Raw genomic sequence first — 18,796 nt, 5'->3', positions numbered from 1 at the left:
CGGAAAACGGTCTCATTATTCCATTGCTAACCTTGTTATAGCAAGTTGACTTTCACCTTTTATCACCCGGTTACTCACAGTTTTATCACCTGCACATACAGATTGTTCTAATAACAAACAAAATGGCGGTCAGGCAAACCGTGAAAACAGGATAATGATAAATATAAGCATATAAAAATGAGTGGCGCTAATGCGTCCGGCTATTTAGAATCGCGCACCATGAAAACTGAGACCCCAACCGTAAAAATGGTTGCCATTGCTGCTGATGAAGCGGGGCAACGTATCGACAACTTTTTGCGTACGCAATTGAAAGGCGTACCAAAGAGCATGATTTACCGTATCCTGCGTAAAGGCGAGGTGCGGGTAAACAAAAAGCGCGTGAAGCCTGAATATAAGCTGGAAGCGGGTGATGAAGTCCGTATCCCGCCGGTGCGCGTGGCGGAGCGTGAAGAAGAGGCGGTATCGCCGCATCTGCAGAAAGTGGCCGCGCTCTCTGAGGTGATCCTCTATGAAGACGATCATATTCTGGTGCTCAATAAACCTTCTGGTACCGCGGTTCATGGCGGCAGCGGCTTGAGCTTTGGCGTGATCGAAGGACTGCGCGCGCTGCGTCCCGAGGCGCGTTTCCTTGAACTGGTGCATCGGCTCGACCGGGATACCTCCGGTGTTCTGCTGGTAGCGAAGAAGCGTTCAGCGCTGCGCTCGCTGCACGAGCAACTGCGCGATAAAGGCATGCAGAAAGACTACCTGGCGCTGGTGCGCGGCCAGTGGCAGTCGCATACCAAAGTGGTCCAGGCCCCGCTGTTGAAGAATATTCTGCAGAGTGGGGAGCGGATCGTTCGCGTCAGTCAGGAAGGTAAGCCGTCGGAGACGCGCTTTAAAGTGGAAGAGCGTTACGAATTCGCCACGCTGGTGCGCTGCAGTCCGGTCACCGGGCGGACGCATCAGATCCGCGTTCATACCCAGTATGCCGGCCATCCTATCGCCTTTGACGACCGCTATGGCGACCGCGAGTTCGACAAGCAGCTGTCCGCTACCGGCTTAAATCGCCTGTTCCTGCACGCGGCGGCGTTGAAGTTTACCCACCCGGGAAGCGGGGAGGTCATGCGCGTTGAAGCGCCGCTGGATAACCAGCTGAAGCACTGTTTACAGGTGCTACGCAAAAGCAAATAAGCGCAACGGCGGAATCAGTTCCGCCGTTTTTTTTGCTTCAGCCTAACAGCGGGTTGTAATTTTCGCGGCGCAGCATTTGACAGAGCGCGATTAAAGGTAAACCGACCAGCGTGTTCGGGTCGCGGCCTTCCAGTCGTTCAAATAGCGTAATGCCCAATCCTTCGCTCTTGAAACTCCCGGCGCACTGCAGTGGGTTCTCTTTGCGCACATAGCCCTCGATCTCTTTATCGCTGAGATGCCGGAAGTGAACGTCAAAGGGTTCGCATTCGGTTTGCAGATGGCCGCTGGCAGAGTTGTACAGCGCCAGTCCGGTATAAAAGGTAATGATTGACCCGCTGGCCTTTCTTAACTGCCGGCGGGCAATTTCTTCGGTGTGCGGTTTGCCGGTGATTTCACCGTCCAGTACGCAAACCTGATCGGAGCCTATAATAAGGTGATTGGGGAAGCGCGAGGCCAGGCTCTGCGCTTTAGCCTGCGCCAGCCGGGTAACAAGCTGACGCGCGGATTCATCAGGCCGGGGCGTTTCGTCGACGTCAGGCGCGGCACATTCAAACGGTAAACCCAGTTTTTCCAGCAGCATGCGCCGCCAGGGAGAGGTTGATGCCAGGATAAGTTCAGACATATTTTTTCATCCACATATAGCGCTTCGCAGAGCATCATCTTAAACTATGCGCCGCAATGTGTGCGAATAAATGGCAAAAGGCAACCTGAGGCTGCCTTTTTCTTTGACTCTATGACATTACAAAGTTAATATGCGCGCCCTATGCAAAAGGTAAAATTACCCCTGACTCTTGATCCGGTCCGCACGGCTCAAAAACGCCTTGATTACGAAGGCATCTATGCCGGCGATCAGGTTGAACGTGTAGCCGATTCTGTAGTCAGCGTGGACAGCGATGTGGAATGCAGCATGTCGTTCGCTATCGATAACCAGCGTCTCGCCGTCATCACTGGCGATGCAAAGGTGACGGTAACCCTCGAATGCCAGCGTTGCGGGAAACCGTTCTCCCATTACGTCCACACCACGTATTGTTTTAGCCCCGTCAGAAATGACGAACAGGCCGAAGCACTACCGGAAGCGTATGAGCCGATTGAGGTTAACGAATTCGGTGAAATCGACCTGCAGGCAATGGTCGAGGATGAAATTATCCTCTCCCTGCCCGTAGTTCCGGTGCATGATTCTGAACACTGTGAAGTGTCCGACGCGGACATGGTCTTTGGCGAACTGCCTGAAGAGGCACAAAAACCAAACCCATTTGCCGTATTAGCCAGCTTAAAGCGTAAGTAATTGAGGAGTAAGGTCCATGGCCGTACAACAGAATAAACCAACCCGTTCCAAACGTGGCATGCGTCGTTCCCATGACGCGCTGACCGCAGTCACCAGCCTGTCTGTAGACAAAACTTCTGGTGAGAAACACCTGCGTCACCACATCACTGCCGACGGTTTCTACCGCGGTCGCAAGGTTATCGCTAAGTAATCACGCGATACTCGCAGGATTTCCCGTTGCAGGCCATGGCGGGCGTATGCGTCCCTGGATACCCGGTTAACCCGGTCGCCAGGGGCATTAATGCCCGAGTTGTTGCGTCTGCAGCGTGAGTTTTCGCGGGTGCCAGCGTGATGAAGCTTAGTGAGGACTCCCCGGGTAACTGGGGAATCACCGAACCGGGCAGCGACGATACCTTGACACGTCTAACCCTGGCGTTAGATGTCATGGGGGGCGATTTTGGCCCATCCGTGACAGTGCCTGCAGCACTGCAGGCACTGAACTCTAATTCGCAACTCACACTTCTTTTAGTCGGCGATCCCGACGCCATCACGCCATTACTCGCCAAAGCTGACTTCGAACAACGTTCGCGTCTGCAGGTTATTCCTGCGCAGTCAGTTATTGCCAGTGATGCGCGACCCGCACAGGCTATCCGCAGCAGTCGCGGTAGCTCAATGCGCGTGGCGCTGGAGCTTGTGAAAGAAGGGCGGGCGCAAGCCTGCGTTAGCGCCGGTAACACTGGCGCGCTGATGGGCCTGGCGAAACTGCTGCTCAAACCGATCGAAGGTATTGAGCGGCCGGCGCTGGTGACGGTCCTGCCACACCAGCAGAAAGGCAAAACCGTGGTGCTGGATCTCGGCGCCAACGTTGATTGCGACAGCACGATGCTGGTGCAGTTCGCCGTGATGGGCGCGGTGCTGGCGGAAGAGGTGCTCGGCATTGCCAGCCCTCGCGTCGCCTTGCTAAATATTGGCGAAGAAGAGATGAAAGGTCTCAGCAGCATTCGCGATGCTGCCGCAGTACTTAAAACGCTGCCTTCCCTCAACTACATTGGCTATCTTGAAGCCAATGAATTGTTGACCGGAAAAACCGATGTGCTGGTTTGTGATGGATTCACGGGCAACGTCACATTAAAAACCATGGAAGGTGTTGTCAGAATGTTCCTTTCACTGCTGAAATCTCAGGGAGAGGGCAAAAAAAGGTCGTGGTGGCTGCTGTTACTAAAACGTTGGTTACAAAAAAGCCTGGCGAGGCGATTCAGTCACCTCAACCCCGACCAGTATAATGGCGCCTGTCTGTTAGGATTGCGCGGTTCCGTGATCAAGAGTCATGGTGCTGCCAATCAACGCGCCTTTAGCGTCGCAATAGAGCAGGCAGTGCAGGCGGTGCAGCGGCAAATTCCTCTACGGATCGCCGCGCGCCTGGAATCTTTATACCCAGCTGGTTTCGAGCTGCCGGAAAGCGACAGTGACCTGAACGCCCGACAGCAAAGCGGGACGGATGGCCACCATTGACGCCCGGCAAGTTGAACGAGGCGGGTATATCACCCAAGAGTGACTGAGCGTACATGTATACGAAGATTATTGGTACCGGCAGCTATCTGCCCGAGCAAGTGCGTACAAACGCCGACCTGGAAAAAATGGTAGAGACCTCTGACGAGTGGATTGTCACCCGCACAGGTATCCGTGAGCGTCGTATTGCCGCAGCGCATGAAACAGTTGCTACGATGGGCTTTGAAGCCGCAAAGCAGGCGCTGGCGATGGCCGGCGTGACCGCGGAGCAAATTGGTCTGATTATTGTTGCGACCACCTCCGGTACGCACGCGTTTCCGAGTTCGGCATGCCAGATCCAGTCAATGCTGGGCGTTAAAGGTTGCCCGGCGTTTGATGTCGCCGCCGCCTGTGCGGGGTTCACTTACGCGCTGAGCGTTGCCGATCAGTATGTGAAAAACGGCGCGGTTGACTATGCGCTGGTTGTCGGCGCTGATGTGCTGGCGCGTACCTGCGATCCGGCGGATCGCGGAACGATTATTATTTTCGGCGACGGCGCCGGCGCGGTGGTGCTGGGCGCCTCCGAAGAGCCGGGTATTATCTCAACGCATCTGCATGCCGACGGCAGCTATGGCGAGCTGCTGACCCTGCCGAACGCCGATCGCGTCGATCCGGAAAATCCGATCTATCTGACGATGGCCGGCAATGAAGTGTTCAAAGTGGCGGTCACCGAGCTGGCGCATATCGTTGATGAGACGCTGGCGGCAAATAATCTTGAGCGTTCGGCGCTGGACTGGCTGGTACCGCATCAGGCTAACCTGCGGATCATCAGTGCGACGGCGAAAAAACTGGGCATGTCGATGGATAACGTCGTTGTGACGCTTGACCGTCACGGTAACACCTCCGCGGCGTCAGTTCCTTGCGCGCTGGATGAGGCCGTTCGCGATGGCCGTATTCAACGCGGTCAACTGATTCTGCTGGAAGCCTTTGGTGGCGGTTTCACCTGGGGTTCCGCGCTGGTTCGTTTTTAGTATAAGGATTTAAACATGACGCAATTTGCTTTTGTGTTCCCGGGACAGGGCTCTCAGTCCGTAGGTATGCTGGCCGATATGGCGGCGACCTGGCCGGTGATTGAAGAGACCTTCGGTGAAGCTTCCGCAGCGTTGGGTTACGATCTGTGGGCGCTGGTTCAACAGGGGCCAGCAGAAGAGCTGAATAAAACCTGGCAGACCCAGCCGGCGCTGCTGACCGCCTCCGTGGCGCTGTATCGTGTCTGGCAGCAGCAGGGCGGCAAAGCGCCGGCGCTGCTGGCGGGGCACAGCCTCGGCGAATACTCCGCGCTGGTGTGTGCCGGCGTTATCGGTTTCGCTGATGCCGTTCGCCTGGTTGAGCTACGCGGGAAATTCATGCAGGAAGCCGTACCGGAAGGTACCGGCGCCATGTCCGCGATTATCGGTCTGGATGACGCTTCTATCGCCAAAGCCTGTGAAGAGTCTGCCGAAGGGCAGGTCGTCTCTCCGGTGAACTACAATTCCCCGGGCCAGGTGGTTATCGCTGGGCACAAAGAGGCCGTTGAACGTGCGGGCGCCGCTTGTAAAGCCGCCGGCGCCAAGCGCGCGCTGCCGCTGCCGGTGAGCGTGCCGTCCCACTGTGCGCTGATGAAGCCAGCCGCAGAAAAACTGGCGGTAGAGCTGCAGAAAATCACCTTCAACGCGCCGACGATTCCTGTCGTGAATAACGTCGACGTGAAATGCGAAACCGCGCCGGACGCCATTCGCGACGCGCTGGTCCGCCAGCTGTACAGTCCGGTGCAGTGGACTAAGACCGTTGAGTTTATGGCTGCCGAGGGCGTAACGCATCTGTATGAGGTTGGCCCGGGTAAAGTCCTCACCGGCCTGACCAAACGTATTGTTGACACCCTGACCGCTTCCGCGCTTAACGAGCCGGCGGCGATGTCTGCGGCGCTTGAGCAATAAAAGAGGAAAACCATGAGTTTTGAAGGAAAAATCGCGCTGGTTACCGGTGCAAGCCGCGGTATTGGCCGTGCAATCGCTGAAACGCTCGCCGCCCGTGGCGCGAAAGTTATCGGTACTGCGACCAGCGAAAGCGGCGCGCAGGCCATCAGCGACTATTTAGGCGCCAACGGTAAAGGTCTGATGTTGAATGTGACCGACCCGGCATCTATTGAATCTGTTCTGGAAAATGTTCGCGCAGAGTTTGGCGAAGTTGATATCCTGGTAAATAATGCCGGTATCACTCGTGACAACCTGTTAATGCGCATGAAAGATGACGAGTGGAACGATATTATCGAAACCAACCTGTCATCGGTTTTCCGTCTGTCAAAAGCGGTAATGCGCGCTATGATGAAAAAGCGTCATGGACGTATTATCACTATCGGTTCTGTGGTTGGTACCATGGGAAATGCGGGTCAGGCTAACTACGCTGCGGCGAAAGCAGGTCTGATCGGCTTCAGTAAATCACTGGCACGTGAAGTTGCGTCCCGCGGTATTACTGTAAACGTTGTTGCTCCGGGCTTTATTGAAACGGACATGACGCGTGCGCTGACCGATGAGCAGCGTGCGGGTACGCTGGCGGCAGTTCCTGCGGGGCGCCTTGGCACCCCAAATGAAATCGCCAGCGCGGTTGCATTTTTAGCCTCTGACGAAGCAAGTTACATCACTGGTGAAACGCTGCACGTTAACGGCGGAATGTACATGGTCTGACCGAGATTTGTGCAAAACGTTCAGGAACCGCGCACCTCGCACGGTTTCATGTGCGGTTTTGTGCGAAAAGATTTGCGTTCTTAGGGCAAACGGCCTCAAAATAGCGCAAAATCGTGGTAAGACCTGCCGGGATTTAGTTGCAAATTTTTCAACATTTTATACACTACGAAAACCATCGCGAAAGCGAGTTTTGATAGGAAATTTAAGAGTATGAGCACTATCGAAGAACGCGTTAAGAAAATTATCGGCGAGCAGCTGGGCGTTAAGCAGGAAGAAGTTACCAACAATGCTTCCTTCGTTGAAGACCTGGGCGCTGATTCTCTTGACACCGTTGAGCTGGTAATGGCTCTGGAAGAAGAGTTTGATACTGAGATTCCGGACGAAGAAGCTGAGAAAATCACCACCGTTCAGGCTGCCATTGATTACATCAACGGCCACCAGGCGTAAGTGAACATCTCCAGGCGGTCATTCGACCGCCTGAGTTTTATCTTTTTTTTGTCCCACAAGAATCTATTTTCCCTCCCTGGAGGACAAACGTGTCTAAGCGTCGTGTAGTTGTGACCGGACTGGGCATGTTGTCTCCTGTCGGCAACACCGTAGAGTCTACCTGGAAAGCTCTCCTTGCCGGTCAGAGTGGCATCAGCCTGATCGACCATTTCGATACTAGCGCCTATGCAACGAAATTTGCTGGCTTAGTAAAGGATTTTAACTGTGATGACATTATCTCGCGCAAAGAGCAGCGCAAGATGGATGCCTTCATTCAATATGGAATTGTCGCTGGCGTTCAGGCCATGCAGGATTCTGGCCTTGAAGTGACGGAAGAGAATGCAACCCGTATTGGCGCCGCTATCGGCTCCGGTATTGGCGGTCTCGGCTTGATCGAAGAAAACCACAGTTCGCTGGTTAACGGTGGACCGCGTAAGATCAGCCCATTCTTCGTTCCTTCCACAATTGTTAACATGGTGGCCGGGCATCTGACCATCATGTTTGGTCTGCGCGGGCCAAGTATCTCTATCGCGACTGCATGTACTTCAGGTGTGCACAACATCGGCCAGGCCGCGCGCATCATCGCCTATGGCGATGCCGATGCGATGGTGGCAGGCGGTGCGGAGAAAGCCAGTACCCCGCTTGGCGTGGGTGGTTTTGGTGCAGCACGTGCGCTCTCTACGCGCAATGACAACCCGCAGGCGGCGAGCCGTCCGTGGGATAAAGATCGCGATGGCTTCGTGCTGGGCGATGGCGCGGGCATGGTAGTGCTGGAAGAGTACGAGCATGCGAAAAAACGCGGCGCCAAAATCTACGCCGAGATCGTCGGCTTTGGTATGAGCAGCGATGCTTACCATATGACGTCTCCGCCGGAAGATGGCGCTGGCGCTGCGCTGGCGATGGTCAATGCCATTCGCGATGCGGGCATCGAACCGGGCCAGATTGGCTACGTCAACGCCCACGGCACCTCGACGCCGGCTGGTGATAAAGCGGAAGCGCAGGCGGTTAAGTCTGTCTTCGGTGAGGCAGCGAGCCGCGTACTGGTGAGCTCCACCAAATCCATGACCGGGCATTTGCTGGGTGCGGCAGGGGCGGTAGAGTCGATTTACTCTATCCTGGCGCTGCGCGATCAGGCGGTTCCGCCGACGATCAACCTCGACAACCCGGATGAGGGCTGCGACCTCGACTTCGTTCCGCACGAAGCGCGTCAGGTTTCCGGTATGGAGTACACCCTGTGCAACTCCTTCGGTTTTGGCGGCACTAACGGTTCGTTAATCTTCAAAAAAGTATGACAGGGCTTGCCCCGGTACAGCTTTAACAAAAGGCCCGTTCGTCGGGCCTTTTTTATTCAGCTTTCTCCGCTTGTCCTCTGCTTTGGGTCCTGAGACACTGACCGACCAGTGAAAAGGAGTCCTTTATGTTCTTAATAAATGGCGTTGCACAGGACACGCTGGTGGCGAACGATCGCGCCACCCAGTTTGGCGACGGCTGTTTTACCACCGCCCGCATCCAGCACGGGCAGGTTGCGCTGCTGGATGCTCATCTACAGCGTTTGCAGATGATCTGCGAAAAATTACGCATCCCATTTGATGACTGGCTGACGCTGAGCGATGAGATGCAGCGTCTGGCGCGGCCGCATGCGCAGGGTGTGCTGAAGGTGACCCTGACCCGCGGCGCCGGCGGGAGGGGATACAGCACGACGGGCTGCCTGACACCGACCCGCATTCTCAGCGTCTCTCCGTTCCCGGCGCATTATGCGCGCTGGCGGGAGGAGGGCGTTTCCCTGATCCAGAGCCCGGTGCCTTTGGGCCGCAACCCCTGGCTGGCTGGCCTGAAGCATCTTAATCGCCTTGAGCAGGTGCTGATCCGCTCTCATCTTGAACAGACGGACGCCGATGAGGCGCTGGTCCTTGACAGTGATGGGTGGCTTACGGAATGCTGTGCCGCGAATTTATTCTGGCGTAAGGGACGTGATGTATTTACTCCGCGACTCGATTATGCCGGGGTCAACGGCATTATGCGGCAGCGCTGTATTGCGCAGCTGGCACCATCGACATTTCGCGTTGTCGAAGTCACTGCGCGCCCCGAGGCGTTGCGTGAAGCCGATGAGGTACTGATCTGTAATGCGCTGATGCCACTGGTGCCGGTTCGTCGCTGGGAAGAGACCGTCTGGTCCTCGCGTGAGCTTTACCATTTTTTAGCCCCTTTGTGTGAGCTGTCTGGTTAGTATGAAGAAAATGTTACGATTTATTCTGCTGTTAGTGGTGGTGTTGGGCATCGCCGCGGCGGCAGGCATGTGGAAAGTACGCCAGCTGGCGGACAGCAAGCTGCTGATTAAAGAAGAGACGATCTTCACCCTGGATGCCGGCACCGGGCGTCTGGCGCTGGGCGAGGATCTTTATCGCGAGAAGGTGATCAATCGCCCGCGCGTTTTCCAGTGGTTGCTGCGGGTGGAACCTGAGCTGTCTCACTTCAAAGCCGGGACCTATCGCTTCACCCCGCAGATGACGGTGCGCGAGATGCTGCAGTTGCTGGCCAGCGGTAAAGAGGCGCAGTTTCCGTTGCGCTTTGTCGAAGGTATGCGCGTCAGCGACTACCTTCGCCAGCTGCGCGATGCCCCGTACGTGAAACACACGCTTGATGACGACAGCTACGCGACGGTGGCTAAGGCGTTAGGGCTCGAGCATGCCGACTGGGTGGAGGGCTGGTTTTGGCCGGATACCTGGATGTACACCGCTAATACCAGTGATATCGCCATCCTCAAGCGCGCGCATCAGAAAATGGTCACCGAAGTGGCGAAGATCTGGGAAGGACGGATGGAGAATCTGCCCTATGCCGATCAGAACCAGCTGTTGACCATGGCCTCGATTATTGAGAAAGAGACCGCGGTGGCGGAAGAGCGTGATCGCGTCGCGTCGGTATTTATCAACCGCCTGCGCATCGGTATGCGCTTACAGACCGATCCGACCGTGATCTACGGGATGGGCGAAGGATATACTGGTAAGTTAACGCGTAAGGATCTCGAGACGCCGACCGCATACAATACTTATACCATCAGCGGCTTGCCGCCAGGCCCTATCGCGGTGCCGGGCGAAGCGTCACTGAAGGCGGCCGCCCATCCGGCGAAAACGCCATATCTCTATTTCGTCGCCGACGGGAAAGGGGGCCATACGTTTACCACAAACCTGGTCAGCCATAACCGCGCGGTGCAGGACTATCTGAAAGTACTTAAGGAAAAAAATGCGCAGTAACTATATCGTCATCGAGGGGCTGGAAGGCGCCGGGAAGACCACCGCGCGTCAACTGGTGGTGGAGACGCTGCAGTCGGCAGGTATTCACGATATGGTGTTTACCCGCGAGCCGGGGGGCACCATCCTCGCCGAAAAGCTGCGTAGCCTGGTGCTGGATATCCAGTCCACAGGCGATGAAGTCATTAATGATAAAGCAGAAGTGCTGATGTTTTACGCGGCGCGCGTCCAGCTGGTGGAGACCGTGATTAAGCCTGCTCTGGCCCGCGGCCAGTGGGTGATCGGCGATCGTCACGATCTGTCGACTCAGGCCTATCAGGGCGGCGGTCGGGGAATTGACCGCACGATGCTGGCGACGCTGCGCGACGCGGTACTCGGCGATTTTCGCCCCAATCTGACGCTGTACCTCGACGTCACGCCAGAAGTCGGGCTGCAGCGCGCCCGGGCCCGCGGCGAGCTGGATCGCATTGAGCAGGAGTCCATGAACTTCTTCAATCGCACCCGTGCGCGCTATCTTGAGCTGGCCGCAGCCGATCCTTCAATCCGTACGATTGACGCGACTCAGTCGCTGGACGCCGTAGCGCGTGACATTCGCGCCACGATCGCCCAGTGGATGGCGGAGCAGCCGGCATGAAATGGTATCCGTGGCTGCGCCCCTCGTTCGAGCAACTGGTCGGTAGCTATCAGACCGGACGAGGCCACCACGCCTTACTGTTACAGTCCCTGCGCGGGATGGGCGGCGAGGCGTTAATTTACGCACTATGCCGCTTCCTGATGTGCCGCCAGCCCGAAGGGCATAAAAGCTGCGGCCAGTGCCATAGTTGCCAGTTGATGCAGGCCGGTACGCATCCTGATTACTATTCGCTAAGCCCTGAGAAGGGCAAGAGCGCGCTGGGCATTGACGCGGTGCGCGATGTTAATGAAAAGCTCTATGAGCGCGCGCGCCTCGGTGGGGCGAAAGTGGTATGGATTAGCGATGCCGCCTTGCTGACTGATGCTGCCGCTAACGCCTTACTGAAAACGCTGGAGGAGCCCCCGGAGAATACCTGGTTCTTCCTCGCCTGTGAGGAACCGGCACGTCTGCTGACCACCTTGCGCAGCCGTTGTCGGCTGTACCATCTGGCGCCACCCTCAGAATCTTATGCTCTGGCCTGGCTGTCGCGGGAGGTGAACCAGCCGCAGGAAGCGCTGCTGACGGCGTTACGTCTGTGCGCTGGCGCGCCGGCTGCGGCGCTCGAAGTGCTACAGGAGCCGCAGTGGACGGCGCGACAGCAGCTGTGTCAGGCGTTGGCGACTACCCTGGCGAGCGGTGACTGGCTGGCGCTACTGGCGATACTTAATCATGAACAGGCGGCGGTTCGCCTGCACTGGCTGGCATCGCTGCTGGTCGATGCGCAAAAACGACAGCAGGGGATTGCCCTGGTGAGTAATCCGGACGTTTGGCCGCTGCTGGAGCAGCTGGCGCACAGCCTGCCGGCCGCCCGGCTGCAGGCGATCGCTGATGACGTCTGTACCTGCCGCGAGCAATTGCTGAACGTCGTCGGCGTTAACCGCGAACTGCTGCTTACCGAGCGCTTGCTGCGCTGGGAACATTACCTGCAACCTGGGACGGTTTTACCCGTCTCCCACCTCTGAGTGAGACATTATGTTTTTAGTCGACTCCCACTGCCATCTTGATGGTCTGGATTATCAAACTTTGCACAAAAACGTCGACGACGTGCTGGCAAAAGCGGCCGCGCGCGATGTGAAATTTTGCCTCGCGGTCGCCACGACGTTGCCCGGCTACCGCAGTATGCGTGAGCTGGTGGGGACGCGTGATAACGTCGTCTTCTCCTGCGGCGTGCACCCGTTAAACCAGGACGAGCCCTACGAGGTCGAGACCCTGCGCGCGCTGGCAGCGGAAGAGGGCGTTGTGGCGATGGGGGAGACCGGTCTGGATTATTTTTATACCCCGGAAACCAAAACTCAGCAGCAAACCTCCTTCCGCGATCACATTCGCATCGGCCGCGAGCTGAATAAACCAGTGATCGTCCACACCCGCGACGCGCGTGCCGACACCCTGGCGATTTTGCGCGAAGAAAAAGTGACGGATTGCGGTGGCGTACTACACTGTTTCACTGAGGACAGGGAGACTGCGGGTAAACTGCTCGACATGGGGTTCTATATTTCGTTTTCCGGTATCGTCACGTTCCGCAACGCGGAGCAGCTGCGTGATGCGGCGCGCTATGTTCCACTGGATCGCCTGCTGGTGGAGACCGATTCGCCGTACCTGGCGCCGGTACCCCATCGTGGCAAAGAGAACCAGCCGGCGCTGGTGCGTGACGTTGCTGAATACATGGCGGTGTTGAAGGGGGTGTCGCTGGAGCAGCTGGCCCAGCAGACCACCGACAATTTTGCCACTCTGTTCCACATTGACCCCGCCCGCTTGCAACCCGCTTGATCTGCTTATTATTTTAAGGCTCGTAATTAATAGCCAAAGCGAGTAAAGTTCACCGCCACAAAAGTGGCGGTGAAGGTTTTTTTGCAACATCCAGATACATCTTATGTAAGCTGATGTAAATTTTTACCGTAAGGCTGATTGAAACGTGATAGCCGTCAAACAATCATCCTGTTAATTATTTTACTCTGTGTAATAAATAAAGGGCGCTTAGATGTCCTGTCCACGGCGCGGTTCTCCCCCCGGGCCAATGCGTGAAAACGTAAAAAAAGTACCAAATACTCAGGAGCACTCTCAATTATGTTTAAGAATGCATTTGCTAACCTGCAGAAGGTCGGTAAATCGCTGATGCTGCCGGTATCCGTACTGCCTATCGCAGGTATCCTGCTGGGCGTCGGTTCCGCAAACTTCAGCTGGCTGCCAGCCGTGGTCTCCCACGTTATGGCAGAAGCAGGCGGTTCAGTTTTCGCCAACATGCCGCTGATCTTCGCTATCGGTGTGGCCCTCGGCTTCACCAATAACGACGGTGTATCCGCACTGGCTGCAGTCGTGGCTTACGGCATCATGGTGAAAACCATGGCGGTTGTTGCGCCGCTGGTGCTGCATTTACCTGCTGACGAGATTGCGGCAAAACACCTGGCTGATACCGGCGTGCTTGGCGGTATTATCTCCGGTGCTATCGCCGCGTACATGTTCAATCGCTTCTATCGCATTAAGTTGCCAGAGTACCTTGGCTTCTTTGCGGGCAAGCGCTTTGTACCGATTATCTCCGGTCTGGCCGCTATCTTTACCGGCGTGATCCTCTCCTTCATTTGGCCGCCGATCGGTTCCGCGATCCAAACCTTCTCCCAGTGGGCTGCTTATCAGAACCCGGTGGTAGCGTTTGGTATCTACGGTTTCATCGAGCGTTGCCTGGTGCCGTTTGGTCTGCACCACATCTGGAACGTTCCTTTCCAGATGCAGATCGGCGAATACACCAACGCGGCTGGTCAGGTGTTCCACGGCGATATCCCGCGCTACATGGCAGGCGACCCGACCGCGGGCAAACTGTCTGGCGGCTTCCTGTTCAAAATGTACGGTCTGCCGGCAGCGGCTATCGCGATTTGGCACTCTGCTAAACCGGAAAACCGCGCTAAAGTGGGCGGTATCATGATCTCCGCTGCGCTGACCTCGTTCCTGACCGGTATCACTGAGCCGATCGAGTTCTCGTTCATGTTCGTGGCACCGATCCTGTACGTTATCCATGCCATCCTGGCAGGTCTGGCGTTCCCGATCTGTATCCTGCTGGGTATGCGTGACGGTACCTCGTTCTCTCACGGCCTGATCGACTTTATCGTCCTGTCCGGTAACAGCAGCAAGCTGTGGCTGTTCCCGATCGTCGGTATCTGCTATGCGATCGTGTACTACGTCGTTTTCCGTGTGCTGATTAAAGCGCTGGATCTGAAAACACCGGGTCGTGAAGATACCACCGAAGAGAACAAAGCTGGCGCAACCAGCGAGATGGCTCCGGCGCTGATTGCCGCTTTCGGCGGTAAAGAGAACATCACCAACCTTGACGCATGTATTACTCGTCTGCGTGTTAGCGTGGCGGATGTAGCGAAAGTTGACCAGGCTGGCCTGAAAAAACTGGGCGCCGCTGGCGTGGTAGTGGCAGGTTCAGGCGTACAGGCCATCTTCGGTACCAAGTCCGATAACCTGAAAACTGAAATGGATGAGTACATCCGTAACAGTTAAGACGTAGTATCGGGGAGACTAAGGCAGCCAAATGGCTGCCTTTTTTACGTCTTCAGACGGGGCTTTTGAGGTGGATAACCCTGAAAATTGTCCGGCAAATGCTTATTCCATCATCAGCTAAGTCTATAGTTGAATAAGAAAAAGTGCTTTCAGGTTGAAAGAGGGGGAGAATGTCGCTCATACTCTTATCTGAACCTGTGCGTCCGCGTTTATCTGCAGAAGCAGGCCAGCGCATGGGATTAAACTAATAAGGAATCAGTCATGGCAGAAGAAACGATTTTCAGCAAAATCATTCGCCGGGAAATCCCGTCGGATATTGTTTATCAGGACGATCTGGTGACCGCTTTTCGCGACATCTCTCCGCAGGCGCCGACCCACATTCTGATTGTCCCGAATGTTCTGATTCCTACCGTAAATGACGTCACCACCGAACATGAGCTGGCCCTGGGCCGGATGATGACCGTCGCGGCGAAGATTGCCCGCGATGAAGGTCTCGCCGACGATGGCTACCGGTTGATCGTCAACTGCAACCGCCACGGCGGCCAGGAAGTTTACCATATCCATATGCATCTGCTGGGCGGCCGTCCGCTGGGCCCGATGCTGGCGCACAAAGGCTAACGCCATGCTCAAGACCCTTTTGGGCGCGTGTCTGGCAGCGGGGCTGCTGGCCGGATGTAGTTCCCATCCGGAGATCCCCGTTTCTGAGCAGCAGGCGTTGGTGATGGAATCGAGCGTACTGGCCGCCGGGATCAGCGCGAGCGAGCCCGCGGTCGTGGCGACGGAGATCCAGGCCACCGCCTCCTCAACGCTGTATAACGAGCGCCAGCAGCCGATCACCGTGCATTATCGTTTTTTCTGGTATGACGCTCGCGGACTCGAAATGCATCCGCTGGAGGCACCACGCACCATTGTGGTTCCGGCCCGCTCTTCCGTGACGTTGTACGGCAGCGCCAATATCCTGGGGGCGCATAAGGCCCGCCTTTATCTTTATCTGTAAGGGGTAATTATAATGATGAAAATGTGTCGCTATGCGTTAATCACAGCACTGGCGATATTCCTCGCAGGCTGTGCGGGGTTGCGGGAGCAGCCCGCGCCGGTCGAAGAGGCGAAACCGCAGCCGCAGCAGCCTGCGCAGCCGCAGCCCACGGTGCCGACGGTACCGGCGGTGCCATCCGTCCCATCGCAGCCGGGGCCCATTGAGCATCAGGATCAGCAGTCGGGTCAACCAGCGCCGCGTGTGCGTCATTATGACTGGAACGGCGCGGTCCAGCCGCTGGTGGGGCAGATGCTGCAGGCGAGTGGGGTCAATGCGGGCAGTATTCTGCTGGTTGACAGCGTGAACAACCGCACCAATGGTTCGCTGAATGCCGGGGAAGCGACCACCGCGTTACGCAACGCGCTGGCGGGCAACGGTAAATTTACCCTGGTATCGGCGCAGCAGCTGGCGGTCGCCAAGCAGCAACTGGGCCTGTCGCCGCAGGACAGCCTTGGCAGCCGCAGCAAAGCCATGGGCATCGCCCGCAACGTGGGCGCGCAGTATGTGCTTTACTCCAATGCCACTGGCAACGTCAACGCGCCTGAGCTGAAAATGCAGCTCATGCTGGTGCAAACCGGCGAGATTATCTGGTCAGGTAAAGGTGCGGTTCAGCAACAATAAGCTAACGCGCGACGAACTCTTGTCGCGCTTCTTTCCCCACTATCATCCTGTCGTCTCGCTGGGTCAGAGTGGCCTCAGCGGCGGCAGTGTGATTATCAGCGATGGCGACCGGCGGCACGTGCTGCGTCAGCCGCACGATCCGTCTGCCGCCACTTGCTATTTTCGCCGTCAGTATCGCGCACTCCGCCGACTACCCGTCAGGCTGGCCCCAGCCCCGTTGTTTTACTCGCCCTGCTGGATGGTGGTGGAGTATTGCGCGGGTGAGGTAAAAAGCGCGTTACCAGCCTCCCCGCAGCTGTCGGGCTTATTGTATGATTTGCATCAGCAACCGCGGTTTGGCTGGCGTGTTAGCCTCACACCGCTGCTGGCCCAGTACTGGCAGAGGTGCGATCCAGCGCGGCGCACGCCGCGCTGGCTGCGCTGGCATCAGCGGCTGCGCCGCCAGGGCGAGCCCCGTCCTCTGCGACTGGCGCCGCTGCATATGGACGTCCATGCCGGCAATATTATCCATAATGAGTCCGGTCTGAGGCTGATCGACTGGGAATATGCCGGCGATGGTGATATTGCGCTGGAGCTGGCCGCGGTGTGGAGCGCGCCTGGCGAGCGCCGTCAGCTGGTGGATGCGTATGCCCGGCGGGCGGCGATCGACGCGCAGCTGCTTCGGCGGCAGGTTGCGCGCTGGCGCCCGTGGGTACTGCTGCTGATGGCGGGCTGGTATGAAATGCGCTGGCGGCAGAGCGGGGATCGGCAATTTATCACGCTGGCAGATGAAACATGGTGTCAGTTAGACAACGAACGCAAAGGATAAGAGAGGTCAGTGTGGGCCCAGTGATGTTGGATGTCGAAGGGTATGAACTGGATGCGGAAGAGCGAGAGATTCTGGCGCATCCGCTGGTGGGAGGGTTGATCCTCTTTACCCGAAATTATCACGATCCGGCGCAGCTGCGCGAGCTGGTGCGCCAGATCCGCGACGCCTCCCGAAACCATCTGGTGGTGGCGGTCGATCAGGAAGGGGGGCGGGTTCAGCGTTTCCGCGAAGGGTTTACCCGTTTACCGGCGGCCCAGTCTTTCGCCGCGCTGCTGGGGATGGAAGAGGGGGGCAAACTGGCCGCTGAGGCCGGTTGGCTGATGGCCAGCGAAATGATCGCCATGGACATCGATATTAGCTTTGCGCCGGTGCTGGACGTCGGCCATATCAGCGCCGCGATCGGCGAACGTTCTTATCACGAAGATCCGCAAAAAGCGCTGGCGATGGCGCGTCACTTCATTGACGGTATGCACGCCGCGGGCATGAAAACCACCGGCAAACACTTCCCGGGACACGGGGCGGTGACTGCTGATTCGCACAAAGAAACACCGTTCGATCCACGGCCGGTATCGGTTATCCGCGACCACGATATGGCGGTGTTCAAAAGCCTTATCGCCGAGCAGCGTCTGGATGCCATTATGCCGGCGCATGTGATTTATCCGGAGTTCGATCCGCGTCCCGCCAGCGGCTCGGCGTACTGGCTGAAAACGGTGCTGCGCGGCGAGCTGGGCTTCGACGGGGTGATTTTCTCCGACGATCTGTCGATGGAGGGGGCAGCGATCATGGGCAGCTATGCCGAACGTGGCCAGGCGTCGCTGGACGCCGGTTGCGATATGATACTGGTCTGCAATAATCGTAAAGGCGCGGTCAGTGTGCTGGATAACCTGTCGCCGATCAAAGCAGAGCGTGTTACGAAATTGTATCATAAAGGTTCCTTTTCCCGTCAGGAGTTAAGGGATTCAGCCCGTTGGAAAACGGTGAGTGCCCAGCTGGAGCAGCTTCATGCGCGCTGGCAAGAGGCGAAGTCCGCGTAACGCTCTGTGGGGCGTTGTTGTCAGGTGAGGATGCGATGATTATCTATTTACACGGTTTTGACTCGAACAGCCCCGGTAACCATGAGAAGGTGATGCAACTGCAGTTTATCGACCCGGACGTGCGGTTGATAAGCTACAGCACGCGTCATCCCAAGCACGATATGCAGCATTTGCTGAAAGAGGTCGATAAAATGCTGCAGCTCACTGCCGATGACCGGCCGCTGATCTGTGGCGTCGGCCTTGGCGGCTACTGGGCGGAGCGGATTGGTTTTCTGTGCGATATCCGCCAGGCGGTGTTCAATCCAAACCTGTTTCCGCATGAGAACATGGAAGGCAAAATCGACCGACCGGAAGAGTATGCTGACATCGCCACCAAGTGCGTGACCAACTTCCGCGAGAAGAACCGCGATCGCTGCCTGGTGGTGCTCTCCCGGCAGGATGAAGCGCTGAACAGCCAGCGTTCCGCCGATCTCCTGCACCATTATTATGAAATTATCTGGGATGAAGAGCAGACCCATAAATTTAAAAACATCTCGCCGCATCTGCAGCGGTTGAAAGCGTTTAAAACCCTCGGTTAACTGCTTTTCTCTTGTTCCCAAACCCGCGTCGGGTTCACCACGCGGGTTTTTTCATGTCTACACTTATTGGTTTCGCTGAAAAAATACGCGACAAAACTTGATGCACATCAATTTTGGTATGACCAATGCACCGTTCATGGTATTCTCGACAGTGCTGAATGGTTTC

General features: G+C 56.7%; 22 protein-coding genes. 21 read left to right on the top strand and 1 reads right to left on the bottom strand.

The window, feature by feature from the left end; translation table 11 throughout:
- The first annotated feature begins 219 nt into the window (after positions 1 to 219).
- On the top strand, positions 220 to 1,173 hold the full coding sequence (gene rluC / locus LGL98_RS15815; protein WP_002899271.1) for a 23S rRNA pseudouridine(955/2504/2580) synthase RluC: 954 nt from the start codon (positions 220 to 222) through the stop codon (positions 1,171 to 1,173).
- Positions 1,174 to 1,210: 37 nt separating this feature from the next.
- Here rluC and LGL98_RS15810 read toward each other — a convergent pair whose 3' ends face one another.
- Positions 1,211 to 1,795 carry a Maf family protein gene (locus tag LGL98_RS15810; RefSeq protein WP_136030676.1) on the bottom strand — a complete coding sequence of 195 codons (585 nt, stop codon included), beginning with the start codon at positions 1,793 to 1,795 and terminating at the stop codon, positions 1,211 to 1,213.
- 141 nt (positions 1,796 to 1,936) lie between these two features.
- On the opposite strand from LGL98_RS15810, the gene yceD reads away from it, so the two are divergent.
- From yceD to ycfP, 20 genes are all read left to right on the top strand, one after another.
- Positions 1,937 to 2,458: a 23S rRNA accumulation protein YceD gene (gene yceD / locus LGL98_RS15805; RefSeq protein ID WP_136030678.1), complete on the top strand. Its 522-nt coding sequence runs from the start codon at positions 1,937 to 1,939 to the stop codon at positions 2,456 to 2,458.
- Positions 2,459 to 2,474: 16 nt separating this feature from the next.
- The gene (gene rpmF / locus LGL98_RS15800; protein WP_000290724.1) at positions 2,475 to 2,648 is read left to right on the top strand and encodes a 50S ribosomal protein L32; all 174 of its coding nucleotides are present in this window, start codon (positions 2,475 to 2,477) and stop codon (positions 2,646 to 2,648) included.
- Between the two features lie 203 nt (positions 2,649 to 2,851).
- Positions 2,852 to 3,949 carry a phosphate acyltransferase PlsX gene (plsX, locus tag LGL98_RS15795; RefSeq protein ID WP_203034299.1) on the top strand — a complete coding sequence of 366 codons (1,098 nt, stop codon included), beginning with the start codon at positions 2,852 to 2,854 and terminating at the stop codon, positions 3,947 to 3,949.
- Between the two features lie 53 nt (positions 3,950 to 4,002).
- The gene (locus LGL98_RS15790; RefSeq protein ID WP_064167899.1) at positions 4,003 to 4,956 is read left to right on the top strand and encodes a beta-ketoacyl-ACP synthase III; all 954 of its coding nucleotides are present in this window, start codon (positions 4,003 to 4,005) and stop codon (positions 4,954 to 4,956) included.
- Positions 4,957 to 4,971: 15 nt separating this feature from the next.
- Positions 4,972 to 5,901, top strand: a complete 930-nt coding sequence (gene fabD / locus LGL98_RS15785; protein WP_136030680.1) for an ACP S-malonyltransferase — start codon at positions 4,972 to 4,974, stop codon at positions 5,899 to 5,901.
- A 12-nt stretch (positions 5,902 to 5,913) separates the two neighbouring features.
- The gene (gene fabG / locus LGL98_RS15780; protein WP_025712390.1) at positions 5,914 to 6,648 is read left to right on the top strand and encodes a 3-oxoacyl-ACP reductase FabG; all 735 of its coding nucleotides are present in this window, start codon (positions 5,914 to 5,916) and stop codon (positions 6,646 to 6,648) included.
- A gap of 210 nt (positions 6,649 to 6,858) precedes the next feature.
- A complete protein-coding gene (acpP, locus tag LGL98_RS15775; RefSeq protein WP_000103754.1) occupies positions 6,859 to 7,095 on the top strand; it encodes an acyl carrier protein in 237 nt (78 codons plus the stop codon).
- Positions 7,096 to 7,184: 89 nt separating this feature from the next.
- On the top strand, positions 7,185 to 8,426 hold the full coding sequence (gene fabF, locus LGL98_RS15770) for a beta-ketoacyl-ACP synthase II (RefSeq protein WP_136030682.1): 1,242 nt from the start codon (positions 7,185 to 7,187) through the stop codon (positions 8,424 to 8,426).
- A 125-nt stretch (positions 8,427 to 8,551) separates the two neighbouring features.
- Complete coding sequence (gene pabC / locus LGL98_RS15765) at positions 8,552 to 9,361, top strand: aminodeoxychorismate lyase (protein ID WP_136030684.1); 810 nt, start codon at positions 8,552 to 8,554, stop codon at positions 9,359 to 9,361.
- A gap of 1 nt (position 9,362) precedes the next feature.
- Entirely contained in the window at positions 9,363 to 10,385 is a 1,023-nt protein-coding gene (gene yceG / locus LGL98_RS15760; protein ID WP_136030685.1) for a cell division protein YceG, read from the top strand.
- The gene (tmk, locus tag LGL98_RS15755; protein WP_136030687.1) at positions 10,375 to 11,016 is read left to right on the top strand and encodes a dTMP kinase; all 642 of its coding nucleotides are present in this window, start codon (positions 10,375 to 10,377) and stop codon (positions 11,014 to 11,016) included. The genes yceG and tmk overlap by 11 nt, the downstream gene beginning before the upstream one ends.
- Complete coding sequence (gene holB / locus LGL98_RS15750; protein ID WP_136030689.1) at positions 11,013 to 12,017, top strand: DNA polymerase III subunit delta'; 1,005 nt, start codon at positions 11,013 to 11,015, stop codon at positions 12,015 to 12,017. Before tmk ends, holB begins: the two co-directional genes overlap by 4 nt.
- A 10-nt stretch (positions 12,018 to 12,027) precedes the next feature.
- Complete coding sequence (locus LGL98_RS15745) at positions 12,028 to 12,822, top strand: metal-dependent hydrolase (RefSeq protein WP_136030691.1); 795 nt, start codon at positions 12,028 to 12,030, stop codon at positions 12,820 to 12,822.
- A 297-nt stretch (positions 12,823 to 13,119) separates the two neighbouring features.
- A complete protein-coding gene (ptsG, locus tag LGL98_RS15740) occupies positions 13,120 to 14,553 on the top strand; it encodes a PTS glucose transporter subunit IIBC (RefSeq protein ID WP_136030693.1) in 1,434 nt (477 codons plus the stop codon).
- A 261-nt stretch (positions 14,554 to 14,814) separates the two neighbouring features.
- Positions 14,815 to 15,171, top strand: coding sequence for a purine nucleoside phosphoramidase (gene hinT, locus LGL98_RS15735; protein ID WP_025712386.1), 357 nt, complete (start codon positions 14,815 to 14,817; stop codon positions 15,169 to 15,171).
- A gap of 4 nt (positions 15,172 to 15,175) precedes the next feature.
- Entirely contained in the window at positions 15,176 to 15,550 is a 375-nt protein-coding gene (locus tag LGL98_RS15730; protein ID WP_136030695.1) for a YcfL family putative periplasmic lipoprotein, read from the top strand.
- A 21-nt stretch (positions 15,551 to 15,571) separates the two neighbouring features.
- Entirely contained in the window at positions 15,572 to 16,210 is a 639-nt protein-coding gene (gene lpoB / locus LGL98_RS15725) for a penicillin-binding protein activator LpoB (protein ID WP_168435261.1), read from the top strand.
- Positions 16,191 to 17,018, top strand: coding sequence for a thiamine kinase (gene thiK / locus LGL98_RS15720; RefSeq protein ID WP_136030699.1), 828 nt, complete (start codon positions 16,191 to 16,193; stop codon positions 17,016 to 17,018). Before lpoB ends, thiK begins: the two co-directional genes overlap by 20 nt.
- A 23-nt stretch (positions 17,019 to 17,041) precedes the next feature.
- Positions 17,042 to 18,052, top strand: coding sequence for a beta-N-acetylhexosaminidase (gene nagZ, locus LGL98_RS15715; protein WP_168435256.1), 1,011 nt, complete (start codon positions 17,042 to 17,044; stop codon positions 18,050 to 18,052).
- Between the two features lie 35 nt (positions 18,053 to 18,087).
- A complete protein-coding gene (gene ycfP / locus LGL98_RS15710; protein WP_136030702.1) occupies positions 18,088 to 18,630 on the top strand; it encodes an alpha/beta hydrolase YcfP in 543 nt (180 codons plus the stop codon).
- Positions 18,631 to 18,796 lie beyond the last annotated feature (166 nt).

The organism is Klebsiella africana (genome assembly GCF_020526085.1).
Lineage (GTDB): Bacteria > Pseudomonadota > Gammaproteobacteria > Enterobacterales > Enterobacteriaceae > Klebsiella > Klebsiella africana.
Note: the sequence above shows the minus strand (reverse complement) of the source record. Positions and strands in the feature narration are given on the sequence as shown.